Origin of the sequence: Bosea sp. ANAM02 (genome assembly GCF_011764485.1) — a bacterium.
GTDB lineage: Bacteria > Pseudomonadota > Alphaproteobacteria > Rhizobiales > Beijerinckiaceae > Allobosea.
The window spans coordinates 4,874,900-4,900,132 of sequence record NZ_AP022848.1 but is presented as its reverse complement, the minus strand read 5'-3'; the positions used below and the strand labels follow the sequence as shown (position 1 = coordinate 4,900,132).

Genomic DNA, 25,233 nt, shown 5'->3' with positions numbered 1-25,233 from the left:
CTTGTGCGTTTCCTCGAGGGGTACCGACCATACGGCGGCGGCGCCCGAGATCACAAGCGGCGAGTGCTTCACAGAACTCTTGTCGATGACGAGGGGTGTCGCGGGCGGTCAGGCCCGCGAGGCGCTGCGCACGCTGCGCACGAAATCCGCGACATAGCGGTCGAGCGCCTCGGCCTGCTCGTCGACCTTGCGGGCGGCGTCCGCGACCTGGATCGCGGCATCGCCGGTGACGCGCGCTTCGGCGCCGACGGCGCCGACATTGACCGTGACCGTATCGGCGCTCAGCGCCACGGCCTGCGCGTCGGCGGCGATGGTCGAGGCGATGCCGGCCTGGCGGCTGACGACATCGGCGATCGCGCCCGAGGTCTGCTCGATCGTCGTCATCGTGCCTTCGATATGGGCCACGGCCTCGAAGGCGGTCGCCGCGGCGCCGCGGATATCGGCCAGCGTCTCGGCGATGTCGCGAGTCGCCTTCTGGGTCTGCTCGGCCAGCGTCTTGACCTCGCCGGCGACCACGGCGAAGCCACGGCCGGCGGCCCCGGCGCGGGCCGCCTCGATCGTCGCGTTGAGGGCGAGCAGGTTGGTGCGGGCCGCGATCTCCTCGATGAAGTCGAGCACGGCGCGGACCTTGTCGGCGGCTTCCGTCAGCCCGGCGACGTCGCTGCGGGTGCTGCGGACATAGGATGCGGCGGCGCGTACCGTGTCGTCGGCATGGCTGGTCTGGCGGGTGAGCTCGCGGATCGAGGCCTCGATCTCCTCGGCCGCGACCGCGACGCTGCCGATGCGGCGCGAGGCGCTGTCGGCCTCCTGCGTCACGCTCTCGGCGCGCAAGGTCGTCTTGTTGGCGTTCTCGACCATCTGGCCGGCGGCCGCATGCATGCCGTGCAGCGAGGCGCCGACATCGCCCAATGCCTTGCCGACGGTGCGTTCGAGATCGCTCGCGAGCGCATCGAGCGTCGTCTTGCGCAGCGTTTCGATCTCGCCGCGGCGGGTTTCCAGCGTCTTCTCGGCGGTGATGTCGAGCAGGATGCCGTCCCAGACCAGCGTCCCGTCGCGCAGGCGCCGCTTGGTCGATTCGCTGCGAAGCCAGACGATGCCGCCATCGGGCGCGTGATAGCGTCCCTCGAAGCGCCAGAACGTCTCGGTCTCCTGCTGGTCGCGGCGTTGCTGCTCGAAGCGCGCCCGATCCTCGGGCAGGAGCTTGCCGAGCCAGACCTCGGGATCGCGCTCGACCTCCTCCCTGGTGATCCCCAGCAGCTTGTCGATGGCGAAGGAGGCGAACTGATAGGTCATCGTGCCGTCCGGCCGCACCAGCCGCTGGTAGAGCGTGCCGGGCGCGCGGTCGATCAGCGTACGCAGCCGATAGGCCGTCTCACGCCTCTCGCTGTCGTTGATGACGATGATGCCGGTGAGGAAGATGCCGATCGTCCCGACCAGGATCATCACCGGCACGGCCTCGCGCAGGAAGCGTTCGCCGGCCGCGCCGGGAATGAAGCCGACCGAGGCGATGAGGATGATGGCGTCGATGGCGCTGAGCGCCGCGAGGTCGCGGATGCCGAGCGGCCGCCGGCGGCGCGCCAGCCAGAACGCATAGGCGATGCCGATCAGCGCGCGGGCGAGGATACCGGTGATGCCCGTCACCATGCCGACTCCGCCGCCGAGATAGCGCATCACGACGAGCGGCGCGGCAGTCAGGACGGAGGCGATCGGTCCGCCGACCGGCCCTGCGAGGATCGCGAAACTGTTGCGGGAATCGACGACGAGACCCGGCTGGAGCACGAAGGGATTGCCCATGCTGACCAGCGCGCCCGCCGCGAACAGGATGCCGACGACGACCTGACGCAGCCAGGCGCGGTCCCCGATCCGGGGCGTGGCGACGGTCAGCAACAGCCCTGCCAGCAGCAGGAAGAACAGGCTCTCGGCGAGGTTGATCAGCAGCAATGGGGAGATCCTGGCCCGATTCGGCTGCCGAATAGTGCTTTCAATTGTTGAAAGCCGTCCTAACGGATGGCCTTGGCCGGACATTTTGCTAGCGTGCCGGCGCGATGCGCCAGAGTTCCTCCTCCGAAACCGCCCGTCCCATTGCCGCGGCGCCCGACCGGGTCACGCCGATGATGGCGCAGTATGTCGAGATCAAGGCCGCCAATCCCGACTGCCTGCTCTTCTACCGGATGGGCGATTTCTACGAATTGTTCTTCGCCGACGCCGAGATCGCCTCCCGCACGCTCGGCATCGTGCTGACCAAGCGCGGCAAGCATCAGGGCGACGACATCCCGATGTGCGGCGTGCCGGTGGAGCGCGCCGACGACTATCTCCAGCGCCTGATCGCCGCCGGTCACCGCGTCGCCGTCTGCGAACAGACCGAGGACCCGGCCGAAGCGAAGAAGCGCGGCAACAAATCGGTGGTGAAGCGTGACGTCGTGCGCCTCGTCACCCCCGGCACCATCACCGAGGAACGCCTGCTCGAACCCGGCCGCGCCAGCCTGCTCGTCGCCGTTGCGCGCCGCCGGACCGGCGAAGCGGCCTCGCTCTACGGATTGGCCGCGATCGACATCTCGACCGGCCGCTTCACCGTGATGGAGACGCCGCAGGAGCGGCTCGGAATCGAGTTCTCGCGACTGGAACCGCGCGAGATCGTCTGCCCGGACGCGATCCACGACGATCCCGAGCTCAGGGAATTCTGGCGCGAGATCGCGGTGCCGGTGACGCCGCTGGCGCGCGACGGTCTCGATGCGGCCTCGGCCGAGCGGCGCCTGAAGGAGTTCTTCGGCGTGGCCACGCTCGACGCCTTCGGCGCCTTCACCCGCGCCGAGATCGCGGCGGCGGGCGCGGCGCTCGCCTATGTCGAGCGCACCCAGCTCGGCGCCCGCCCGCCACTCTCGGCGCCGGTGCGCGATTCCGGCTCGGCGACGATGCTGATCGACGCCGCGACCCGCGCCAATCTCGAACTGACCCGCACGCTGGGCGGCGAGCGCCAGGGCAGTCTGCTCGCCACGATCGACCGCACGGTGACGCCGGGCGGCGCGCGCCTGCTGGCCGAGCGCCTCGCCGGCCCGCTGACCGATCCCGCCGCCATCGCGGCGCGCCATGATGCGGTCGAACTGCTCGTCGCGGATGCCGGTCTGCGCGAGAACCTGCGTCTCGCCCTGGAGAAGGTCCCCGATGTCGCTCGCGCATTGGCCCGGCTCTCGCTCGACCGTGGCGGCCCGCGCGATCTCGCGGCGCTCGGTGCCGGGCTCGATGCGGCCCGCGCGATCGCCGCCTTGCTGGTCCGGCGCGGCGAACTGCCCGTCGAACTCGCCCGCGCCATGCGGGCGCTCGGCGAAAGCGATCCCGACCTGCCGGTGCGCCTCAATGCGACGCTGGCCGACGAATTGCCGCTCAACCGCCGCGACGGCCGCTTCGTGCGAGAGGGCTTCGATCCGGCGCTCGACGAACTGCGCCTGCTCCAGATCGACTCGCGCAAGGTCATCGCCCAGTTGCAGGCGCGCTACGCCGCCGAGACCAACTGCCGGACTTTGCGCATCAAGCACAACGCCATGCTCGGCTATTTCGTCGAGGTGCCGCAGGCGATGGGCGAGGAATTCCTGCGCGATCCCTGGCGCGCGACCTTCGTGCATCGCCAGACCATGTCGGATGCGATGCGCTTCTCCTCGGTCGAGCTCGGTGAGCTCGAAGCCAAGATCGCCTCGGCCGCCGACCGGGCGCTGAAGCTGGAACTCGCGATCTTCGCTGCGCTCAGTGAGGCCGTGCTCGCCCAGGCCGAGCCGATCAAGGCCGCCGCTCTGGCGCTGGCCGAACTGGATGTCGCCTCCGCGCTGGCCGATCTCGCAACCCGCGAGGGCTGGAGCCGCCCGCAGGTCGATGATGGTGCAGCCTTCACCATCGAACGGGGCCGCCATCCCGTGGTCGAGGCCGCGCTGAAACGCGACGGCAAGCCTTTCGTCGCCAACGACACCGAACTCTCGCCGCCCGGCGGCGATGCGAAGGGCGGCCGCATCTGCCTGATCACCGGCCCGAACATGGCCGGTAAATCGACATTCCTCCGCCAGAACGCGCTGATCGCGGTGCTCGCCCAGATGGGTTCCTTCGTGCCGGCGACCGCGGCGCATATCGGCATTGTCGACCGGCTGTTCTCGCGCGTCGGTGCGGCCGACGATCTCGCCCGAGGCCGTTCGACCTTCATGGTCGAGATGGTCGAGACTGCTGCGATCCTGAACCAGGCCGGCCCGCGCGCGCTCGTCATCCTCGACGAGATCGGGCGCGGCACCGCGACCTTCGACGGTCTTTCCATCGCCTGGGCCGCGATCGAGCATCTCCACGAGATCAACCGCTGCCGCAGCCTGTTCGCGACGCATTACCACGAGCTGACGGCGCTCGGAGACCGGCTCGACCGCGTCGCCAACGCGACCGTGCGCGTCACCGAGTGGAAGGGCGAGGTCGTCTTCCTGCACGAGGTCGTGCCGGGCGCGGCCGATCGCTCCTATGGCATCCAGGTCGCCAAGCTCGCCGGCCTGCCGCCGGCCGTGGTCGAGCGCGCCCGCGCCATCCTCGGGGAACTGGAGAAGACCGAGCGCGAGAAGCCGGTCGCCTCGCTGGTCGACGACCTCCCGCTTTTCGCCGTGCCGCAGCGCCGACAAGCGTCGGTCGTCGTCGAGGGCGAGCCGGACGGCCTGCGCGAGGCGCTCGCCGGGATCGACCCGGATGAGATGACCCCGCGCGAGGCACTGGAAGCGCTCTATCGCCTGAAGGGCATCGCCTGAATTTCAAGCCCTACGAAGGACGGCCGTCATCCCGGACAAGTCGCGTCAGCGGCGCCGATCCGGGATCCATTCCGGATCGCCTCCGATGAAGGTTCAGGCATGGATCCCGGGTCTGCGCTTCGCTCCGCCCGGGATGACGGCCCGCTTTTAATGGATCGGGGCGTCAGCCCAGCCGTCTGATGGCCGTGACCTCGCCGAAGCTCCTGGCGCGGATGCGGTCGCGCGCTTCGCGCAGGGGCTCGCGATAGACGCTCATCACATGCCCGCTGGCATGGAGCAGCGTGTCGGGAGCGGTCAGGATGCCGACATGGCCCTTCCAGAAGACGAGGTCGCCGCGCTGCAGGCCGGCGAGGTCCTCGCGCAGTTCGACCGGTCGGCCGAGCGTCGCTTCCATCATGTCTGAATCGCGCGGCGCGGAGATGCCGGCCGCTGCCAGGCAAAGCTGCGTCAGCCCCGAACAGTCGAGCCCGAGACTGGTCTTGCCGCCCCAGAGATAGGGCACGCCGACGAAGCGTTCGGCCACAGCGACGAAATCCGGTTCAAACTGGTCGATCGGCGCGAGATGCGCGGCAAAGACATGGCCGCCATCGGCCAGAACCGCGAAATCGCCCTTGTTCTCGATCGCGGCGACGCCGGCGCCGAGTGAGAGCGCGGCGAGCGGCGGCAATTTGATCGAGGGGCCGGGATACACGAATGTCCGTAAGCCTGCGACCCGATGCGTCGGGTCAGGCTGGTCCGGCCGTAAGAAGTCATCGGGGATGTAGCCGACATAGCCGTCACGGGCGAGCTGCGCCCAGGCCCAGCCCTCCTCGCGCTCATAGACCTGCACCAGCTCGCCGGCCAGCGCTTCCGTATCGAGCGCCGCGTCCGGGCGCGGTTCGCGCCGTATCGGGGCGGAGGCTGCGACGACGCGCATCGGCTGCGGGTCGGTGAAGCGGGCGGCCTCGACCTGTCCGGTCAGCGCCCGCGCGGCGAGGTCGGGGCGGAAAGCGTGGATGCGGCGGTCGAGAATCGCGGTCATGGCGGCAATCTAGCGTGGCGGGCGGCAGTTCGGGAGAGGCGTCAGCTTCCACCGATCTCCTTGGCGTGTTCCGTGACCAGATCGGCCAGCCGCTCGACGGCCAGTGCCCCGGCGACGGTGCGCTGGATCACGACATTGCGGCGGTCCGCCTCGTCGCGCTTGCGGGTGAGCAGGCCGAGCTTGCCGAGCGTATCGAGCGCGCGCGTTATCACCGGCTTGGTCACGCCGAGCTGCGCGGCGAGCCCGCGCACCGTATGCGGCGGCAATTCGAGATAGACCGTCAGCAGGATCGCGGTCTGGCGTGCCGAGAGATCGGCGTCATGGTCCCGCACCAGATCGAGATGCACCTGCCGCCACAGCTTGAGCGCCTGCGAAGGCCTGATCTCCAGGGGCATGAAGGAACGGGTCCAGATCGTTACGGACCCGTATCATTATCGCGTGGCGGGTTTCGCGCAATCGCCTTTGCGGAACAGGCTTAACTGCCGGGATGAAGCTGCTTCACCAGCGCGTGGATCAGCCGTGCCCCCTGGCACTCGCCGCCCTCCGGCCGTCCCGGCCTGTTCGAGGGGTTCCAGGCATAGATGTCGAAATGCGCGTAGGATCTGGTCTTCTCGACGAAGCGGTTGAGGAACAGCGCCGCCGTGACCGAGCCGGCCATGCCGCCGCCGGAGATGTGGTTGACATCGGCGATCTTGGACTCGAGCAGGCCGTCATAGGGCGGCCAGAGCGGCAGGCGCCAGACCGGGTCGTTCACGGCCATGCCGAGCCGGGCGATCTCGCCGGCGAGGGTCTCGTCATGGGTGTAGAAGGGCGGCAGCTCCGGGCCGAGCGCGGTCCGGGCAGCCCCGGTCAGCGTCGCGAAATCGACGAGCAGCCCCGGTGCCTCCTCGTCGGCGAGCGCCAGCGCATCGGCCAGGATCAGCCGGCCTTCGGCATCGGTGTTACCGATCTCGACCGAGAGGCCCTTGCGGCTCGCCAGCACGTCGCCCGGGCGGAAAGCGCTGCCCGACACGGCGTTCTCGACGGCGGGCACCAGCAGGCGCAGACGAACCGGCAGCTTCGCCAGCATGATCATCCGCGCCGCGGCGATCGCCGCCGCAGCCCCGCCCATGTCCTTCTTCATCAGGAGCATCGAGGCATCGGGCTTGAGATTGAGCCCGCCCGTGTCGAAGGCGACGCCCTTGCCGACGAGCGTGACCTTGGGATGGACGGGATCGCCCCAGACGAGGTCGACGAGCCGCGGCGCCCGCGTCGAGGCGCGGCCGACCGCATGGATCATCGGGAAATTGCGGGTGATCAGGTCGTCGCCGACGATGCTGGTGACGGTCGCGCCGCATTCGCCGGCGAGCCCGCGGATCGCCGCCTCGATCTCGCCCGGTCCGAGCTCGTTGGCCGGCGTGTTGACGAGATCGCGCGCCAGCATGGCGGATTCGGCGATCTGGCTGATGTCCTCGCCATCGACGCCGCCGGGCACGACCAGCCGGGCGCGGGCCGGATTCGGCTTGCGGTAGCGATCGAAGCGATAGCCCTGCAGCAGCCAGCTCAGCGCCGCCAGCGCAGGATCGCCGACCTCGCCCGATAGCGCGTAATCGCCGGCCGGCAGCAGGGCCGCAAGGCGCCCGGCCGCGAACGGATCGGGCCGGCGCCCACCGGCATCGATGCCGAGCAGGACGGCTGCCAGCGCGCCTTGCTGATCCGGCAGCAGGCAATGCTGCCCGGCGCGGGCCGCGAAACCCTGCGCGAGGGCGAAACCGCGATGGGCGGCCGGGAGCTGGTCCTGAAGCGCGGGCCAGTTGCCGGCCGAGATGACGTGGACGGGAATGGCGGCAGCAGAAGCGGAGGTCAGGAGGCTGTGCACGGAGCGCTGTTTCGGTTTCGGGCAGGGGTGCCGGGGCGGGAATTAAGAATGCATTAGGGTTAACGCTTTATCACCGGATCGACCAGACGAACCCATCCGACGACCCGTTTTCGGGAGGCGATCCGGCCCATGTCTTCTGCCCGGCCCCATTCTTCAGCCCGCGAGCCCGTGCGGCGCGCGCGTCCCGTCCTCGGCCTCGCCGTCTGCCTTGCGGCGCTCGTCCTGGCGGGGTGCCAGGGTCGCGGCGGCCTCGGCGATGTCACCGGCTCGATCGGCCGCAGCCAGGCGAGCCAGCCGCGCAGCGCATCCGACTGGCAGGCCGAGCGCGACAGCTGGGCCAAGCGCTACGACGCCAACCCGAAGGATCGCGACGCCGCCTTCTATTATGCGCGGGCGCTGCGCAGCCTCGACCAGAACGCGCAGGCGCTGGCCGTGCTGCAGAGCGCCGTCCTGACCCATCAGGGCGATCGCGAGCTGCTCGGCGCCTATGGCCGCGTGCTCGCCGATAACGGCCGTTTCCAGGAGGCGGACGACGTGCTGTCGCGGGCGCACTCGCCCGAGCGGCCGGACTGGCGCATCCTGTCGGCGCAGGGCACGGTTGCCGACCAGCTCGGCGATCACGCCCGTGCCCAGCAGATCTACCAGTCGGCGCTGAAGCTCGCCCCGAACGAGCCGACGATCATGTCGAATTACGGGCTGTCGCTCGCCCTGTCGCGGAACCTGCCCGAGGCGGAGCGAATCCTGTCCGAGGCCGCGGCCTCCGAACGCGCTGATGCCCGCGTCCGCCAGAACCTCGTGCTGGTGCTGGGCCTGCAAGGGCGCTTCGGCGAGGCCGAGACGCTGGCCCGCCGCGACCAGAGCCCGGCCGAGGCTGCCCAGACGATCGCCTATCTCAAGCGCAGCGTCAGCCAGCAGAATAGCTGGAAACTGCTCAAGGGCGGCAAGGGCAAGGCCCAGGCGCCGGCGAGGCAGCCGGCCGTTCAGGGCGCGCAGGGAGCCGGTCCGCGGCCCGCGGCCGCCCCGCCCGCCTGAAACGGCTATCCGCCCCGGCTCGAGCGCGTCGCGAACGACAGCGTGGAAACCAAAGAAGGCCGGAGCTGCAAGGCTTCGGCCATTTGCGTCAGCGAGACATCGTTGGTGAGCGAAGACGCTTCACTGCCACTTGAAGACCTGCACCATCGCCGGCGTCATGATGATGACGAACAGCACCGGCAGGAAGAACAGGATCATCGGCACCGTGAGTTTCGGCGGCAGCGCTGCCGCCTTCTTCTCCGCGGCCGACATGCGCTGATCGCGGCTTTCCTGGGCCAGCACGCGCAAGGCGGTGCCGAGCGGCGTGCCGTAGCGCTCAGCCTGGATCAGAGCGGTCGAGACCGATTTCACGCTTTCGAGACCCGTGCGCAGCGCAAGGTTCTCGTAGGCGATGCGCCGATCGGTCAGATAGGAGAGTTCGGCGGTGCACAGCGCAAACTCTTCCGCCAGCGGCACCGATTGATTGCCAACCTCGCCCGCAACCTTGCGGAACGCATGCTCGATCGACATGCCGGATTCCACGCAGATCAGCAGCAGGTCGAGCGCATCCGGAAAGGCCAGGCGCATCGACACCTGCCGTTTGCTGATCTGGTTCGACAGGAAGATCTCCGGCGCTTTGATGCCGAGATACGCGCCGCCGATCGCCATCCCGACCTTGACCGTGAAGCTCTGGCCGAAATCATTGATCGCAAAGACGTAGAACAGCGTGAACAGGAACAGCCCCACGGGAACGGCCAGGCGGAAGAACAGGAAGCCGATTTCGGCCTGGGGGCCGCGATAGCCGGCCATGGCGAGCTGCTTCTTGGCGGTCTCCGTGCCCAACCAGTCGCCGAGTTTGAAGCGCTCGACGATGCGCCGCATATACGCCTTGGGCTCTTGCCGCAACGAGACCTTCTCATTCTGCCGGTTGAGACGCTCGCGTTCGCGGGCGCGGATCTTATCGCGCTCCGTCGCGACGTTCTTCATGCGCTTCTGGAGGCTGTTGCCCTCGGTCAGCGGGATCGCGATCGTCAGCACGGTCGCAGCCGCCGCGATGGCGGCCAGCAGCGCCAGCATGAACTGCGGATTGGTGACGCTGTTGGCGATTTGAGAGATCATCGTTCGCCTCAGATGTCGAAGTTGATCATCTTGCGCATGATCAGGACGCCGATCAGCATCCACAGGCCGCTTGCGACCAGCGCGACCTTTCCGGTCTGGCTGATCCAAAGAATCTCGATGTATTTCGGGGTGGTGAGCCAGACAAGGAGTGCCACCACCGGAGGCAGCGATCCGATGATGGCGGCCGAGGCCTTGGCCTCCATCGATACCGCCTGGATCTTGTCACGCATCTTGCGGCGCTCGCGCAGCACGCGCGACAGGTTTCCGAGCGTCTCGGAGAGGTTGCCGCCGGTCTTCTGCTGGATGGCGATGACAATGCCGAAGAAATTGGCCTCGGCACAGGGCATGCGCTCGAACAGTTTGCTGGTGGCTTCCGCCAGCGGCAGGCCTAGAGCCTGAGCCTCGATGATCGTCCTGAATTCGCCCTTCACGGGCTCGACGGCTTCGTTGGCGATGATGCGCAGGCAGTCGTTCACGGGCAGGCCCGCCTTGATGCCGCGTACGATGACGTCCAGCGCATTCGGGAATTCGACGCCGAACTTCTTGAGGCGCTTGGCCTTGCAGCGCTTCAGAAACCAGGCGGGCATGCCGAAGCCGCCGATGAACAGGCCGGCCAGGCCGATGATCCAGCTTCCGCTGCCGAGCCAGAGCGCGAAGCCCAGCGCGACTGCAAGTCCTGCGCTGATCCCGTAATATTTCTTGGGCGTCCAGCTAAGGCCAGCCTGGGCAATGCGTGTTTCGAGGGAGACCTTGTTGCGCTCGTTCTCGCGGTTCTCGATCTCCTTCAGGCTCTGCGCGATCTGGCCGCGCTTGTGCCGGGCCTGCGCCTCGCGGTCGATACCGCGCGCCGTGCTTGGGCCTGCGAACTCCTTGCGCCGCTTCTCGGCGCGCTTCTCCCCGCTGAGCGTCGGATAAAGCAGCGCGTAGACCACGCCGCCGACGGCGAACATGGCCAGCAGGGCAACGGCCAGCGTGCTCGTGTTCATGCCCGGCTTCCCCGCGAAAGCTTCCGGTCAGAGCGCATTGCTGGTGCCCGCCTCTTCGAGCTGGTCGATCGCGGCGGCGAGGCGCTGCTCCTCGTTGAAATAGCGCGCGCGCTCCCAGAAACGCGGCCGTCCGACCCCGGTGGCGCGGTGCCGGCCGATAAGCTTGCCGGCGGCATCCTCGCCGGTGACGTCGTAGAGCATCAGGTCCTGCGTCGTGATCACCTCGCCCTCCATGCCCATCACTTCGGTGATGTGCGTGATCCGGCGCGAGCCGTCGCGCAGGCGCTGGGCCTGGATGATGACGTCGATCGACGAGCAGATCATCTCGCGCAGCGTCTTGGAGGGCAGCGAGAAACCGCCCATGGTGATCATCGACTCGATGCGGCTCAGGCACTCGCGCGGCGAGTTGGCGTGCAGCGTGCCCATCGAGCCGTCATGGCCCGTGTTCATCGCCTGGAGCAGGTCGAAGGCCTCGGGTCCGCGCACCTCGCCGACGATGATGCGCTCGGGCCGCATGCGCAGGCAGTTCTTGACGAGGTCGCGCATCGTCACCGCGCCGGTGCCTTCGAGATTGGGCGGGCGGGTTTCGAGACGCACCACATGCGGCTGCTGGAGCTGGAGCTCGGCGGCGTCCTCGCAGGTGATGACGCGCTCGTCATGGTCGATATAGTTCGTCAGGCAGTTCAGCAGCGTGGTCTTGCCCGAGCCGGTGCCGCCGGAGATGACGATGTTGCAACGGACGCGGCCGATGATCTTCAGGATCTCGGCCCCCGGCGGCGAGATCGCGCCGAACTTGACGAGCTGGTCGAGCGTCAGCTTGTCCTTCTTGAACTTGCGGATGGTGAGGGCCGGGCCGTCGATCGCCAGCGGCGGTGCGATGACGTTGACGCGCGAACCGTCGGCGAGGCGTGCGTCGCAGATCGGCGAGCTTTCGTCGACGCGCCGGCCGACCTGGCTGACGATGCGCTGGCAGATATTCATCAGCTGCGCGTTGTCGCGGAAGCGGATATTGGTGAGCTGGATCTTGCCGGCGGTTTCGATGAAGGTCCGGCCGGCGCCGTTGACCATGATGTCGGCGATGTCGTCGCGGGCCAGAAGCGGCTCCAACGGTCCGTAGCCGAGCACGTCGTTGCAGATGTCGTCGAGCAGTTCTTCCTGCTCCGCGATCGACAGCACGACGTTCTTCAGCGAGATGATCTCGTTGATGATGTCGCGGATTTCCTCGCGCGCGGATTCGGCATCGAGCTTCGCGAGCTGCGACAGATCGATCGCCTCGATCAGCGCCCCGAAGATCATGCTCTTCATCTGGTAGTAGTCGTCGGAGCGCGGAGCCGCCTCGACCATCGGCGCGATCTTGCGCTCTTCCAGGGCGGCTGGAGCCGGCTCGGGCTTGCGCGGGGCGGCCTGCACGGCTGCGGGCACCCTTGCCTTCAGGTTGGGCGCATGACCGGCGCCTGCGGATCGCTTGCCGAACATCTCGTCACTCTCCCGCCCGGATCGGGTCGGTCTCTCGCCTCGCGCGCGGGCGGCTCGCCGTCATCGTCAGTTCCTGTTCCTCACGAGGCCTTGCGGCGTTTCAGCTTCGCGACGAACGGATCGAGCAGGCTGCGCCGGCTGCGTCTGGCCTCGCCGCGCCCGGTCAGGGCGCTGGCGATCTGGGTGAAGGCCTCGGTCGCCTTGCTGCCGGCCTGCACCTCGGCGATCATCTGGCCGTTATTGGCGGCCGTGCCGAAAAGCTGGGCGTCGAAGGGAATCGTGCTGAGCACGTCGATGCCGAGCGCCTTGGAGAACTCCGACGTGCTGATCTCCGGCCGCTTCGGAACGCCCACGCGGTTGAGGACGAGCCGGGCGACCGCATCGTTCGGCCGGGTCGCGCGCGACAGATCGACGAGGTTCTTGGCGTTGCGCAGGGAAGCGAGTTCGGGCTCGGCCACGATGACCACCTCGTCGGCGCTGAGCACCATCCGTTTCACCCAGGCACTCCACTGATGCGGCACGTCGAGGACGATGCACGGCACGCTGGCTCTGAGCAGTTCCAGCAGCTGTTCGAGCGCGTCCTCGTTAAGATCGACCGTCCGATCCAGGACGGCCGGAGCGGCGAGCAGAGCGAGATTGTCGCTGCAACGCGAGAGCAGCCGGTCCAATAGATTGGAATCGAGGCGCTCCGGTGCGAATACCGCTTCCGCGATACCTTGCGGCGGGTCCTGGTTGAAGTTGAGCCCTGCCGTACCAAAGGCAATGTCGAGATCGACCACCACAGTCGAAGCGTCGAGGTTGCGCGCAATCGCCCAGGAGACGTTGTGGGCGACGGTCGAGGCCCCGACGCCGCCCTTGGCGCCCATCACCGCGATGACGCGGCCGAGGTTGCGGGCTTCGGGGGCTGTGTAGAGATCCGACAGCGTGCGCAGGACATCGAGCGGCTCCAGCGGCGCGATCAGGTATTCGCTGACGCCGCGGCGCATCAGGTCGCGATAGAGCTGGACATCGTTGACATGGCCGATCACGACGACCTTGGTGCCGGCATCGCAGCTTTCCGACAGGGATTCGAGATGCGAGACCAGCGTCGCCGGGTCGGCAACGGCTTCGAGCACGATGATGTTGGGGGTCGGCGCCGCGCGGAAGGCCTCGACGGCCGCAGCCGGGCCCCCCATCTGGACGCGGGCATGGGCCTTGTCCATGCGCCGGTCGGCGATCGCGGCCTGCATGGTCGCGGCGACGGCCGGGGTCTCGCAGAAGGCCTGCAGCGTGACGCGCGGCAGCGGCGCGATGATCTCGTCGCTCGGCAGGTCGATCGCAGGGATGTCGCGGGTGTCGGCCTGCATCAGTTTCCGCCTCCGACCGTCGAGTTGATCTGCGGCGTCTGCTGGCGGTACTGGGTCGAAGGATCGCGGCCCTCGCGGATCTTGGCGATCGCGCCCATGCGCTTGACCATATCGGGGCGACCCTCGTCGCGCGACCGGACGAGGTCCAGCGGATCTGCCACCTGCGCGGCCAGGGTCGCCTGCGACGAGCAACCGAGATTCCAGTAGGGCGCGTTCGAGGACGAGAACTTGAAATCGGAGCTGCCGATGTCGGACGGCCATTGCCCGCAAGCGTGTGCCACGCTCGCCTGTAGCGAAGCGAAGGTCAGCCGGATCGGCGAGGCCAGTCCCGGATCCTGCACCGGATAGCTGCGGACGCTGAGGATGCGGGGCGAGACACCGCCGCGAGCCAGCTCGGCCCTGATTTCGTTGAGCGTGTCGTGCGCGGCACGGTCGCGGCGGTCGCCGGTCGGGACTTCGGCCACGAGGCCGCCCTTGCCGGAGAGGCGGAACTCGCGGGCAAAGCTGGCAACATCCTCGGCCTGCCGGGCGTCGAGCCTGCCGCCGGCGCGCCCGACGAAGACGTCGAGCGAGCGGGGTGCGTCGCGCAGCACGATCGGATGGCGCTCGCGCACGTCGTCTGGACCGTAGGCGAGAGTGTCGCCTCCGGCCGTCCGGTTGGCGCAGCCGCCGAGCACGGCGCCGAGCGCCAGCACGGCGGCGATCAGGCGCAGTCCTGTCGAGTCGATCCGGGAGGAAACCGTCATGGTCGGGCCATCCATCATCGTTTTCACCGGGGCTCAGTCGGCGATGAAGCCGACGCGGCCCTTGTAGGCCTGGGGAACCGGGCCACCACCGCTGCCATAGATCTTGTTGAGGCGGCCGAGCAGGATCGCCTGGGAATCATGTGCCTCGACGAAGCCGTCGTCGGGTCTCTGGATCTGGTTCGGCTGCATCGGCTTGGCGATGTAGGGCGTCGCCATGATCATCAGCTCGGTTTCCTCGCGCTGGTAGTCACGCGAGCGGAACAGGGTTCCGATGATCGGCAGGTTCATCAACCCGGGCAGGCCGTTGATCGACTGCTTCGAAACGCGCTGAATCAAGCCGGCCGTTGCCAGCGTGCCGCCCGAGGGCAGTTCCACCGTGGTGTCGGACTTGCGCACGCGGAACGCGGGCACGTTCAGGGCCTCGTCATTGGCAGCGTTGAAGCGAAGCTGGTTCTCGAAGTCGAGTTCAGTGACTTCGGTCGCGATGCGCATGCTGATCTTGTTGTCGGACAGCACGATCGGCGTGAAATTCAGGGCGACGCCGATGGGCTTGTACTCGATCTGAACCTGGCAGGTGCGCCGGTTGAGGATGTCGTAGGAGCAGTTCTGGCCCTTCGGCACCGGTACTTCGCCGCCGGCGGTGAATTTGGCGCTCTCGCCCGAGATGGCCGTAACCGTCGGTTCGGCGAGAACGCGAGCCAGGCCTGCGCGTTCAAGCGCTCGCAGCGTGAAATTCTGGGAATTGCCGAGTCCGGCGCCGATAGCGGTGGCCGAAAGCTGCTGCGGTTGCAGCGGGAACGGGTTCTCGATCGAAGGGGTGATGGAGAACTTCCCGAGCTTCCACTCGCCAGTCGAGTTGATGCCGAGCTGTTTGATCGCCTTGCGTGAGACTTCGGAAACGGTGACCTTCACCATCACCTGGTCGCGATCGCGTAGCGTCAGCGAATTGATCACCGTCCCGCTGCGCCAGGAGGAGGCGCCGCCGACGAAAGCCTTGGCGATGTCAACGGCCTGGGTCGCTTCCGAAGCGTTCGGCACGGTTCCGACGAGCAGGATCGAATCGCCGGCCGGCTTGATGTCGATCTGCGAGTTTGGCAATGCGGTGCGCAGCGTCTGCCGGAGGACGTTGAGATCGCGGCCGACATTGATGTCGAGCGCGGTGATCTGCTGGCCGTCGCCGTCCATGACGAACATCGAAGTGTTTCCGTCGGCGATGCCGATCACGAAGAGCTTGCGCGCCGTCCGGACCACCGCATTGGCGACCTTCGGATTGGCCACGAAGACTTCCTTCGCGTCGCGCGGCAATTCGACGATGAGCGAGCGGCCGATCGAGAGATCGAGCTTCCGCGAGATCGCGCTCTCGCTCGAGCCGACATTCAGCACCGGGGCAGGGCCTTTGCCTGTGGTCTGGGCAGTGGCGTTGCCGGCGGCCAGGGCAAGCGCGAGAGCCGTCGCGAGGCGGAGGGAAGATCTGATCATGGCTTCACGCTCTTCGAGGTGACACCGTAGCGTACGAGCGTCAGGGAGTGGTCGGCCTGGGAGGGCGGCGTCGTTTCGCCGGCATCCTTGAGGCTGCGCAGCGCCAGCGAGAGCGTGCCCTTCTTCTGAGCCTGGATCAGGTTCTCGACCTGCCCGGGCTCGATTTCCAGCGTTGCTGTCTCGCCGATGACGACTTTCTCGCCGTTGCGCTCCTGCACGTTCTGGCCGATGGCCAGGACGCGGATGTTCCGCAGGATGACCTCGCTGGCATAGTTCTCCTGGCCGCCTGATTCGCTGCGCGTGGTGGAGATCACGTCGACGCGGTCATTCGGCAGGATGAAGCCGCCGGCGGTGCTGGCGCCGCGGCTGTCGGTCGAGATCGCAACGGCCCGCATGCCGGAGGGCAGCACAGCTGAAAGGAAGCCGGTGCCGTCGGTCTTGATCAGCTTCTCGCGGCGGATCGGTTCGGCGCCCAGGGTGGCATAGCGCGCCACCTGTCCGATGATCTCCTTTTCGGCCTCGGGCGTTTCGTCCTTGCGGATGATGCCGGCCGGTACGCTGGCCAGCGGCCATTCCAACCAGCGCAGGTCGTTGGCCGTCACCGTATTGCCGACGGGGATGTCGCTGGCCGCGACCAGGACGGGTACAGTCGGGGCTGCCTCGACCTTCGCCACGGGAGCGGGGGCGTCGGAGGGACCCTGCACAAGCAGTGCTGCTCCTAACCCTGCCGCCAGCGCGACCACAAGAATGATGATGCGTGCGGGACTCATGGACGAACGATCCTCAGCCAAGCGTGATTGGCTCTCGACCCGGATCGTCTTCGTCAAACGTCAACTTATGGTTAATCGGTCGTATATTTTTTGAAGCCTGCCGGCATTCCGGCATGCAAAGCCGCTCAGATGCCGATCGCCGCGTGCCAGATGGACGTCTCCGGCAGGATCAGCAGCGCGGCGAAAGCGAGCGCGATTCCATAGGGCACTCCCTCGTTGGCCGCATGAAGCCGGCGCAGCCAGGGCCATGTCTCGACGGGAGCCGGCAGCGGCCGCGAGCGCAACGCGAGGATGAAGATTGTCAGCAGGCCGCCGAGGATGCCGGCGATCGTCAGATAAGGCATCAGCTGGTCGAAGCCGAACCAGACGGCCGTGGCGGCCGCGAGCTTGGCATCGCCGCCGCCGATCCAGCCGGCCGCGAACAATCCAAAGGCAATCACCAGAACCAGTCCACCGGCCGCGAGATGCCAGCCGATCTCGGGAAGGCTCAGGCCGAGCACGGCGGCGCATAGTGCAAACGCGCCGAGAAGGAACAGGCAGAGCCGGTTCGAGATCGTCATTGAGACGAGGTCGCTCGCTGCGGCATAGGCCATCGCGAACGGGAAGACGCCCAGGAGGACGATCAGGGACAGCGACATGGCATGATCCAATCGGCAATGCCCGCAGATTGACAGCCATCCCTCACCAAAGCCTTACGGGTTTGCCGACAGAATGGACCATCCGAACGAGAAACGCCCCGGCGTGAGACCGGGGCGTTCCCTAAAGGTCGGAACCTGAGGTTCCGCAGCGATCAGGTCGGAGCGTTGAGCTTGCCGCCGATGCCGGTGAACAGGGCGCTGAGCTTCGTGCCGAGGGTGGTCATGCCGGCGATGGCGGCGACGGCGACGAGAGCGGCGATCAGGCCGTACTCGATGGCGGTGGCGCCGGACTCATCCTTGACGAAGCGAGCGAAAACGTTGGTCATGCGAAATCTCCTTTACACCACGGTTTGACGGCTGCCTGTGCTCTGAGGTGGCTTCGGTCAGCGACAGGAACGACACTAGCCCGCTCATCTTGCTGATCGGTTAAGCTGATCGAAGAATTGGCTTCTTTGTCGCAGTGTTTTTTCTGTGGTTAACGCTCGATTGAGCAGGCATAAATTGACGGTTAGCTTATGAGTAAAGTCGGGATTCTGAGTTTTTGTCGGTAAACAAGGTGTTTAATGGATCGAATAATACCGATTTATTTTCATCTGGATCGGCAGGAAGCTCTGGCCTTCATCGTTGTTCCGCTGCGGCATCATTGAGTCTGTCGCGCGAGATCGCTGTTCGCCGCACGCTTAGGATTTGATTCATCATTTTGGGCTTCAGTGAGGCGGTCGCAAAGCTTGAGGCGCCGCCATGTTGATCATTCGTGCTCCTGAAGGGCGCCTTCGGCTAACCCGTTGGGTGGCTGCAACGGCCCTTGCGCTGACCATGTGCGGCACCGCCGCAGCGACGCCTCAGGGAAAATCCGACAGCGTGATTGTTCTCGTCGATCACGCCAAGGTCGTGCGCCTGCCCGAGAAGGCTCAGACGGTCGTCGTCGGCAATCCGGCCATCGCCGATGTATCGGTTCAGCGCAACGGTGTGATGATCGTCACCGGCAAGAGTTTCGGTGTGACCAATCTGATCGCGCTGGATGCCAACGGATCGCTGCTCGCCGAATCGATGGTGCGGGTCGGTGCGGCGTCCGACGAGGTCCTGACGGTTCAGCGGGGCATGGACCGCGAAAGTTATGCCTGCAATCCGACTTGCGAGCCTTCGGTCCAGTTGGGCGATGCCCAGCCCTTCTTCGGACGCACAACGGGGCAGGCGGCCGCTCGCAACGCGCTCGCCGCGGGCGGCGCGCGGAACTAGGCTGCTTTGAGGTTGATGCGCCATAAGTCGCAGCCCTCGTATTCAAGTACGCAGGCGCGCGCGAGACTTCCGTTGCCCTCGCACATGGTTAGCGAAATCTTCACCGCGATTCCGGCTGGCCGGCGGCGCCCCTAACCGATCTGAAATTCTTTTGCCGTAGAGATTTCCGGCCTGGGCCGAAACTCGACGGGGCAAATGGATGTTCGACACCACGAAAACAATGCCCTTGCCCGATGACGGGTCTCGGCGCCGCAATGCTCGCCTTCTACTGCTCCGGCGCTTTCGCCGCTCCCAGGACGGAGTGGCCATCGTCGAGTTCGCATTCCTGGCAGCGCCGTTCTTCGCGCTGCTTTTCGCGATCATCGAAACGGCCTTGATGTTCTGGACCAGCCAGGTCTTGGAAGAGTCGCTGTCTCGGGTCGCCCGCTCGCTGATCACTGGGCAATCGCGGACCATCTATAACGGAGCCACTGGAGCAGCGAACGCGGCGAAGTTCCGGGATGACATTTGTGCCGTAGCGCCGATGGGTCTGATCGACTGCACGAAGCTCTTCATCGATGTCCGGGTCTATGACAACTTCGCCGCCGCCTCCTCTGGGACGTCCGCCAGCAATCCGATTTCGGGCGGCGGCCTGAGCACGGGCGGCTTCACCTATGTCCAGCCTCAGGGCAACGACATCGTCGTCGTCCGCGCCGTGCTCGACTACAAGCTGTTCTTGACGAGCTGGGCTTCCGCTGCGCTGGCGAATATCGGCTCGGGCCGGCGGGGCATCGTCGTGAGCATGGCCTTCAGGGCGGAACCCTTCGTCTCGTCGGGCGCGGCTCCCGCCGCAGGGTCTTGAGAAGGATGATTCTCATGCGGAAACTGAAAGCCCTCCGTTCCTGCCGCCAATTCTGCAGCAACCGGGACGGTGTGGCCATCGTGGAGTTCGCCATGCTCCTGCCGGTGATGGCCATTGCGTACGTCGGAATGGTCGAGACCGTGCAACTCGTCATGGTCAACCGCAAAGTCACGCAACTGACCTCGGCGCTCAGCGATCTCACGGCACGCGTCCAGACGGTTTCGAATGCGGATGTCGACAACATCTTCAATGCCGCGCAGACCATCCTGATGCCGTATGACAACAGCAAGGCCTCGATGGTGATCGCCAATGTCGTCATCGACGCGTCGGGCGTGGCCAAGGTCTGCTGGAGCAACCAGCGCAATGGAATGGCGCCGGCACGCGGAGCCACCATCGCGGTGCCCGACAGCGTCCGGATTCCGAACACCTCGGTCATCATGGCCAAAGCGAGCTACAGCTACACACCGGCCGTCGGCTATGTCCTCACCGGCACATTCAAGCTCGGCGACAATGCGATCTATGCGCGCCCGCGCAACGGCGTGGCTGGCGGTACCCTGAATATCGAGCAGGTGGTGCGGACGGGTACGAACGCCTGCCCGAATTTCAACTGAGCTGATCGACCTCCGAGGCGGAGAGCCACCATTCCGCCCGGCTGCATCTTCTGTGGAGGGGCCGGTACCGGGTCGTCGGGGCTCCCGAACGTCGGATATCCGCGGGTAAGCTCTATCCCCGCAGCACCATGCGCCCGGTCTGGACCTCGTAGCCCAGAAGCTTGCTGAGGAAGGAGTTGCCCAGCAGGCTCATCGAGAGCGCGCGCTCGGGCAGGACCACGGCATCGACATTGCGGACGACGATCTCGCCGAGCCGGATCTCCCGCAGCACGGTGCGGAAGCCGGTGACCCTGCCGTTGGCCGTGCTGAGCATGACCTTGCGCGTCGAGGCGTCGCTCCTGATGCCGAGGGCGCGCGCGTCCGCCGCGGTCAGCGCGACGATACTGGCGCCGGTATCGACCATCATCTTGATGCGGTAATTGTCGACGGAGGGGTGGACGATATAGTGCCCGCGATAATCGGCAGCGACGGCGAGCGTGGTGGGCACGCGTGGCCCGGGCATCCTCTGCGTGGTCGCGGCGACCGCGACGGAAGGCGCTTCGCCGGCCATGCGCGGCGCGAGCCAGTGTGTATACGATAGCGCGCCGACGGCTGCGGCACCGGCCACGCTCAACGCCCAAGTCAATGGTGATGTCGTCACGGCCCCCTCCGGTCCTCTGCCGGTGCGTCCAGGATGCGCAAGCGAGCCCTGACGAAGCGTGAACGGGTTGCAGGCATTTGCCTGCAACCGGACGGTGAGGGCCGCAGGGCTGCGGACAGGCTTAACCCGGGCTTACCGCCCGGCTTCGCCGGAAAGCGTGGCGGCCAGTGCCGCGATCTCGGCCGCATGAGGGATGCTCGGCTGGGCTCCCCGCCGCGTGCAGGCGAGCGAACCGGCGGCGAGCCCGTCGCGCAGCGCCGCAACCATCGTCTTCCCGGCCGCGAGCGCGGCAGCGAAGGCGCCGGTGAAGCTGTCTCCCGCCGCGACGGTGTCGACGACATCGATCTGCGGGGCTTCGAGCCGATGACGGGCCCCGCCGATCCAGGCCACGACACCGGCCGCTCCCAGCGTCGCGATCGTGGCGATGCCGCGGTCGCCGTCGAGCCGTCGCGCAACCGCGTCCGGATCGCGTTCCGGCCAGCCGAGCGCCTGCGCCAGCACCATCGCTTCGTGCTCGTTGACGACCAGCATGTCGAGCTGGTCCAGCATGGCGGCTGACGGCACCCCGGCGGGGGCGAGATTGAGGATCACGCGCCCGCCGGCCCGTTTCATCGCGCGGGCGGCCTCCAGGCAGGCTTCCTCGGGGACCTCGCGCTGCAGGAGCAGGATATCCTCCGCCGCGAGCTCGATCTGCCGCAAGGCATCCGGCCGCACGGCCGCATTGGCGCCGGCCGCGACGATGATCTGGTTGGCGCCGTCCCGGTCCGTCGCGATGAAGGCTGCGCCGGTCGGTGCGTCGACCTGCCCGACATGATCGAGATCGACGCCGTCGGCGGCGAGCAGCGCCAGCGCGGCATCGCTGAATCGGTCACGCCCGGTCGCGCCGACGAGCACGACATCCGCGCCAGCCCGTCTGGCGGCGAGCGCCTGGTTCGCTCCCTTGCCGCCGGGATGCAGGGCATAGCCCGGCCCGAGGACGGTCTCGCCCGGCCCCGGCAGGCGCTCGACCGGGGTCACGAGGTCGATATTGATCGAGCCGAAGACGACGATCATGCCGGCAGACCGGCCGCGAGCCGCCCAATGCCAGCAACGAAAGCTGCTTCGGGCGAGACGATCTGCACGGTGTGCCCCCGTGCCTGCAGGCCCGCGCCATAGCTCTCGGCCAGCGCTCCGTCCGCGACGAGGTGGATCGTCTGGCCCTTGCCGAACAGGGCTTCGGCGCCGGCGATCTCCTGTCCGACCAGCAGCGCCGAGATATAGGGACCGACCGCGCCGCCCGCCATCCGGCCGGCGAGAACTTCGGTACGCGCCGCGAAGGCGGTGTTGAGCAACCCGCCCGCACGGCCGGCCGCGGCGCGGCCGCGCGCGGCACCCTCGGCCGTGTCCGACTCGGATGGAGCCTCGGCCAGCCGGGCGAGGATCGAATCGTTGCGTAGCAGCCCGTAGATCTCGCCGGTCATGAAGCTGGCGAAGCGGGTGATGCGGCCCTGCCTGATCTCGGCCCATTTCGAATGGGTGCCGGGCAGGCAGGCGATGCCGTCGCTCAGGCCGAGGCCGACGATCAGCGTCTCCTCGCCGCGCATCACGTCGAAGGCGCCGTCGTCGCAGCTCAGGCCGGGCAGGATGGTCGCGGTCGTCTGGGCATCGAGTTCGACCTTGATCGCGGCGGCAGCGATCTCGGCGGGCGAAGCCGGGCAGGGAACATAGCGCGCCTCGATCCAGCCGTTGCGGCTGCCGACCATGCCGGCGAGCACGATCGCGGCATCGGGCGCGGCCTGCCGGAAATCGCCGGCAAGCTCCGCGAAGGCATCCGGATAGCCGCCCGCCGGAACCGACTGGATGCCGCGATCGGCGATGCGCCGCTCCAGCACCGCGCCCGCCTCCGAGATCAGGAAGGCGCGCGCGCGGGTCGTTCCCCAGTCGAGCGCGATCAGAGGTTTGGGCATGGCAGAATCCGAAGCGACGACAAATAGATGGATCGCTACGCATCCGGCGGGACGAACTGCGATCCAGGCGCGGCGACTGTCTCCGCCGCACCCGGCTCGGTCAAGAGCAGCCGCAGAGAAGCCTTGTATAGCGCGGACCTTCGCGGCAACCCTGAAAGTCTTGATGGCAGGGACGAATCGGACAAGCCGGATGCTCGAACTGCAGGCGGGCGGCCTCGACGCCGTCATTCATCCCGAGATGGGCGGCATCGTCTCCTCGCTGAACTGGCGCGGTCCGGATGGCCGGCGTCATGACGTGCTCTATCCGCCTGCCGGGCGGCAGCCGGGCACGGCCTCGCCGAATTTCTTCGGGACATGGGCGCTGCTGCCTTTTGCCAACCGCGCCTTCGATTGCGTCGTCGACGATGGCGAGCGGCGCTTCCGCGTCCCGCAGAACGATCCCGGCGGCGCCATCCACGGTTTCGGCTGGCAGGCGGCCTGGGACGTCCTGGAGTATGACCGCGGTCATACCGTCCTCGAACATCGCCGCACGGAGGGGGCGGACCCCTATCGCTACCGGGCGCGGCAGGAGGTCATCCTCGACGAAGCCGGTATGACCGTCCGGATGGCGATCACCAACGATGCGACGGCGGCACTACCGTTCGGTATGGGGCATCATCCCTGGTTTTCCTGCGCCGCCGACACGCGCCTCGTCATGCGCAGCACCGGCGCGCTGGTGTTCGGCGAGGCCTTCCGCGCCACTGGCCAGCAGGCCTTCGCCGCTGGCGGGCCCTATGCCGAAGCCAAGCCCTTCCGTGCCGAGACCGTGACCGCCTGGAGCTTCCTCGGCTGGGACGGCCGGGCCCGGATCGAGACGCCCTCGACCGGCCTCGCGATCACCCTGACCGCGAGCGACAATCTCGACTGCCCGGTGGTCTGGGCGCCGGCGGGTGCGGATTTCCTCTGCGTCGAGCCGCAGAGCCACGCCATCGGCGCGCCGAGCGAACCGCCGGCCCGCGCTGCGGCGCCGTTGCAGCGGCTGGCGCCTGGCGAGACGCTCGAAGGCTGGCTCAGGATCGTGCCCGAAGCGATCTAGCGCTCAGCGCCAGCCGTAGCTGCTCGGATAATAGGGCTGATAGCCATAGGCGCCGGCCGGCAGGGCGGGGCGCAGCAGGATCTGGCCGCGCGCCGCTTCCCAGTCGCCGCCGCGACGCTGCTGGGCGACGCTCGTCGCCTGATGACGCTGCTTCGCCTTGGCGATCTTGTGCTTGGACGAACCCGCCTTGGCGATCTTCGCCTTCGACGGCGAGGAGGCCTTGGCGAAGCGCGAGAGATTGTCGGGCGCCGCGCCGTTGAGCGCGATCCTGGTCTGGCTGGAGCCGTGCTTCTTCACCAGCGCGAAGAGCTTGGCGGCATTGGCCGGGTGCAGGCGGATGCAGCCATGCGAGGCCGGGCGGCCGAGCGCACCGACGGCCGTGGTGCCGTGGATCGCATAGCCGCCGCGGAAGAACACGGAATGGGGCATCGCGCCGCCATATTTGCGAGAGTACCAGTTCTTCTCCAGCCGGGTCGGCCGGTAGACGCCGTTGGGCGAGCGGAAGCCCTTTCGGCCCGACGAGATCTTCCAGTCATAGACCTCGCCGTCGGTGGTGGTCACCGTCATGCGCTGGGCGACGATATCGACCCGGACATCGACGCCGGCATGGGCGGTGCCGGCCAGGGCCGACAGGATCAGGACGGCCAGGAAGCCGAGAACGCGACGCATCACACGCACTCCGAAAGACGCTACTGCTGGATGAGGCGTTGTCGAGCTCTGACGGCTGCCGCCCTTGACTCTAGGAAAGCGCCGACACCCCCGGCTTGTAAAGCCGGAAGGCGGAACGTGGTTTCCGCCGGCTCAGATCATCGGCAGCGAGGCGGGCTTCCGGCCACGAGGGAAAGCCGCGTCGATCCGCGCGATCTCGGCCTCGGAGAGCGCGAGTTTCAAGGCGCCGGCATTGTCCTCGACATGGGCGACCCGGCCGGCCTTCGGGATCGCGAAGACGCTGTCGCGCCGTGTCAGGAAGGCGAGCGCGACCTGACGGGCCGTCGCGCCATGACTCGCGGCGATCTCGGCGAGAACCTTGCCTTGGGCGCTGCCGACAGCCGGGAAATCGTTATGGCCGAACGGGCTGTAGGCGGTGACGGCGACGCCGTTGCGCGCGCACCACGGGATCACCGCATGCTCGATCGCGCGTTCGCGCAGATGGTAGAGCACCTGGTTGCAGGCGATCTTGCCTTTGCCGGCTGCGGCGAGAGCCTCGTCGAGATCGTCCTCGTCGAAATTGCTGACGCCCCAGGTCTGGATCTTGCCCTCCTGCTTCAGCGTCTCGAAGGCGGCGAAGGTTTCTTCAAGGGCATGCGGGCCGCGCCAATGCAGCAGGTAGCAGTCGAGCCGGTCGGTCCCGAGTTGCTTCAGCGAGCGCTCGCAGGCGGCCTGAACGCCGCGTCGCGAGGCGTTGTGCGGCAATACCTTCGAAACCAGGAAGACCTCGTCGCGCCGGCCGGCAATGGCCTCGCCGATCAGCGCCTCGGAGCGGCCGTCGCCATACATCTCGGCGGTGTCGATATGGGTCAGCCCGAGGTCGAGCCCGCGCCGGAAGGCGGCGATCGCCTCGCGCCGGTCGCCCTGCTCGCTATACCAGCTCCCCTGGCCGATCGACGGGACGAGTGGACCGGAGACTCCGAAGGGCTTTGCGGTCATGCGTGCCTCCCGCGGCCGGAA

The 25,233-nt window shown here is 67.3% G+C and carries 24 protein-coding genes; 6 read left to right on the top strand and 18 right to left on the bottom strand.

The window, feature by feature from the left end; translation table 11 throughout:
• Window positions 1–108: 108 nt before the first annotated feature.
• Entirely contained in the window at window positions 109–1,941 is a 1,833-nt protein-coding gene (locus OCUBac02_RS23330) for a methyl-accepting chemotaxis protein (protein WP_173049091.1), read from the bottom strand.
• A gap of 104 nt (window positions 1,942–2,045) precedes the next feature.
• Between OCUBac02_RS23330 and mutS the strand changes: the two genes are divergently transcribed.
• Window positions 2,046–4,763 (top strand): DNA mismatch repair protein MutS, encoded by a 2,718-nt coding sequence (gene mutS, locus OCUBac02_RS23325; RefSeq protein WP_173049089.1) that lies wholly within the window; start codon window positions 2,046–2,048, stop codon window positions 4,761–4,763.
• Between the two features lie 163 nt (window positions 4,764–4,926).
• Here mutS and OCUBac02_RS23320 read toward each other — a convergent pair whose 3' ends face one another.
• From OCUBac02_RS23320 to OCUBac02_RS23310, 3 genes are all read right to left on the bottom strand, one after another.
• Window positions 4,927–5,784, bottom strand: coding sequence for a C40 family peptidase (locus OCUBac02_RS23320; protein ID WP_047580970.1), 858 nt, complete (start codon window positions 5,782–5,784; stop codon window positions 4,927–4,929).
• 41 nt (window positions 5,785–5,825) lie between these two features.
• Entirely contained in the window at window positions 5,826–6,179 is a 354-nt protein-coding gene (locus tag OCUBac02_RS23315) for a MarR family winged helix-turn-helix transcriptional regulator (protein WP_047580968.1), read from the bottom strand.
• Window positions 6,180–6,259: 80 nt separating this feature from the next.
• Window positions 6,260–7,642 carry a leucyl aminopeptidase family protein gene (locus OCUBac02_RS23310; protein ID WP_173049087.1) on the bottom strand — a complete coding sequence of 461 codons (1,383 nt, stop codon included), beginning with the start codon at window positions 7,640–7,642 and terminating at the stop codon, window positions 6,260–6,262.
• 168 nt (window positions 7,643–7,810) lie between these two features.
• Between OCUBac02_RS23310 and OCUBac02_RS23305 the strand changes: the two genes are divergently transcribed.
• Window positions 7,811–8,674, top strand: a complete 864-nt coding sequence (locus OCUBac02_RS23305) for a tetratricopeptide repeat protein (RefSeq protein WP_173049085.1) — start codon at window positions 7,811–7,813, stop codon at window positions 8,672–8,674.
• A gap of 120 nt (window positions 8,675–8,794) precedes the next feature.
• On the opposite strand, the gene OCUBac02_RS23300 is transcribed toward OCUBac02_RS23305, so the two are convergent.
• From OCUBac02_RS23300 to OCUBac02_RS23260, 9 genes are all read right to left on the bottom strand, one after another.
• Window positions 8,795–9,772: a type II secretion system F family protein gene (locus OCUBac02_RS23300; RefSeq protein ID WP_173049083.1), complete on the bottom strand. Its 978-nt coding sequence runs from the start codon at window positions 9,770–9,772 to the stop codon at window positions 8,795–8,797.
• Between the two features lie 8 nt (window positions 9,773–9,780).
• Window positions 9,781–10,758, bottom strand: coding sequence for a type II secretion system F family protein (locus tag OCUBac02_RS23295; RefSeq protein WP_173049081.1), 978 nt, complete (start codon window positions 10,756–10,758; stop codon window positions 9,781–9,783).
• A 27-nt stretch (window positions 10,759–10,785) separates the two neighbouring features.
• On the bottom strand, window positions 10,786–12,234 hold the full coding sequence (locus tag OCUBac02_RS23290) for a TadA family conjugal transfer-associated ATPase (protein ID WP_173049079.1): 1,449 nt from the start codon (window positions 12,232–12,234) through the stop codon (window positions 10,786–10,788).
• Between the two features lie 80 nt (window positions 12,235–12,314).
• A complete protein-coding gene (locus tag OCUBac02_RS23285) occupies window positions 12,315–13,559 on the bottom strand; it encodes a P-loop NTPase (RefSeq protein ID WP_047576438.1) in 1,245 nt (414 codons plus the stop codon).
• Between the two features lie 20 nt (window positions 13,560–13,579).
• Entirely contained in the window at window positions 13,580–14,326 is a 747-nt protein-coding gene (locus tag OCUBac02_RS23280) for a CpaD family pilus assembly protein (protein ID WP_173049077.1), read from the bottom strand.
• A 33-nt stretch (window positions 14,327–14,359) separates the two neighbouring features.
• On the bottom strand, window positions 14,360–15,805 hold the full coding sequence (locus OCUBac02_RS23275) for a type II and III secretion system protein family protein (protein ID WP_047576426.1): 1,446 nt from the start codon (window positions 15,803–15,805) through the stop codon (window positions 14,360–14,362).
• Entirely contained in the window at window positions 15,802–16,575 is a 774-nt protein-coding gene (gene cpaB, locus OCUBac02_RS23270) for a Flp pilus assembly protein CpaB (RefSeq protein ID WP_173049075.1), read from the bottom strand. The genes OCUBac02_RS23275 and cpaB overlap by 4 nt, the downstream gene beginning before the upstream one ends.
• 125 nt (window positions 16,576–16,700) lie before the next feature.
• Window positions 16,701–17,213, bottom strand: a complete 513-nt coding sequence (locus OCUBac02_RS23265; protein ID WP_047576422.1) for an A24 family peptidase — start codon at window positions 17,211–17,213, stop codon at window positions 16,701–16,703.
• Between the two features lie 152 nt (window positions 17,214–17,365).
• Window positions 17,366–17,539, bottom strand: coding sequence for a Flp family type IVb pilin (locus tag OCUBac02_RS23260; RefSeq protein WP_082009641.1), 174 nt, complete (start codon window positions 17,537–17,539; stop codon window positions 17,366–17,368).
• Window positions 17,540–17,954: 415 nt separating this feature from the next.
• On the opposite strand from OCUBac02_RS23260, the gene OCUBac02_RS23255 reads away from it, so the two are divergent.
• The 3 genes from OCUBac02_RS23255 (at window position 17,955) to OCUBac02_RS23245 (ending at window position 19,904) form a co-directional block, all read left to right on the top strand.
• A complete protein-coding gene (locus tag OCUBac02_RS23255; RefSeq protein WP_047576421.1) occupies window positions 17,955–18,452 on the top strand; it encodes a pilus assembly protein N-terminal domain-containing protein in 498 nt (165 codons plus the stop codon).
• Between the two features lie 301 nt (window positions 18,453–18,753).
• On the top strand, window positions 18,754–19,293 hold the full coding sequence (locus tag OCUBac02_RS23250; protein ID WP_052232100.1) for a TadE/TadG family type IV pilus assembly protein: 540 nt from the start codon (window positions 18,754–18,756) through the stop codon (window positions 19,291–19,293).
• Window positions 19,294–19,298: 5 nt separating this feature from the next.
• Window positions 19,299–19,904, top strand: coding sequence for a TadE/TadG family type IV pilus assembly protein (locus OCUBac02_RS23245; RefSeq protein ID WP_047576419.1), 606 nt, complete (start codon window positions 19,299–19,301; stop codon window positions 19,902–19,904).
• Window positions 19,905–20,016: 112 nt separating this feature from the next.
• Here the strand turns inward: OCUBac02_RS23245 and OCUBac02_RS23240 are convergent, their stop codons facing one another.
• The 3 genes from OCUBac02_RS23240 to OCUBac02_RS23230 all read right to left on the bottom strand — a co-directional run bounded on the left by OCUBac02_RS23240 (window position 20,017) and on the right by OCUBac02_RS23230 (window position 22,490).
• Window positions 20,017–20,544 carry a retropepsin-like aspartic protease family protein gene (locus tag OCUBac02_RS23240; protein ID WP_173049073.1) on the bottom strand — a complete coding sequence of 176 codons (528 nt, stop codon included), beginning with the start codon at window positions 20,542–20,544 and terminating at the stop codon, window positions 20,017–20,019.
• A gap of 132 nt (window positions 20,545–20,676) precedes the next feature.
• A complete protein-coding gene (locus OCUBac02_RS23235; protein WP_173049072.1) occupies window positions 20,677–21,597 on the bottom strand; it encodes a ribokinase in 921 nt (306 codons plus the stop codon).
• Window positions 21,594–22,490, bottom strand: coding sequence for a 2-dehydro-3-deoxygalactonokinase (locus OCUBac02_RS23230; RefSeq protein ID WP_173049070.1), 897 nt, complete (start codon window positions 22,488–22,490; stop codon window positions 21,594–21,596). Before OCUBac02_RS23230 ends, OCUBac02_RS23235 begins: the two co-directional genes overlap by 4 nt.
• 190 nt (window positions 22,491–22,680) lie before the next feature.
• Between OCUBac02_RS23230 and OCUBac02_RS23225 the strand changes: the two genes are divergently transcribed.
• Complete coding sequence (locus OCUBac02_RS23225; RefSeq protein ID WP_173049068.1) at window positions 22,681–23,565, top strand: aldose epimerase family protein; 885 nt, start codon at window positions 22,681–22,683, stop codon at window positions 23,563–23,565.
• A 3-nt stretch (window positions 23,566–23,568) separates the two neighbouring features.
• Here OCUBac02_RS23225 and OCUBac02_RS23220 read toward each other — a convergent pair whose 3' ends face one another.
• Both OCUBac02_RS23220 and OCUBac02_RS23215 read right to left on the bottom strand, forming a co-directional pair.
• Entirely contained in the window at window positions 23,569–24,234 is a 666-nt protein-coding gene (locus OCUBac02_RS23220) for a L,D-transpeptidase (RefSeq protein ID WP_173049066.1), read from the bottom strand.
• 132 nt (window positions 24,235–24,366) lie between these two features.
• On the bottom strand, window positions 24,367–25,212 hold the full coding sequence (locus OCUBac02_RS23215; RefSeq protein ID WP_173049064.1) for an aldo/keto reductase: 846 nt from the start codon (window positions 25,210–25,212) through the stop codon (window positions 24,367–24,369).
• Window positions 25,213–25,233: the final 21 nt, after the last annotated feature.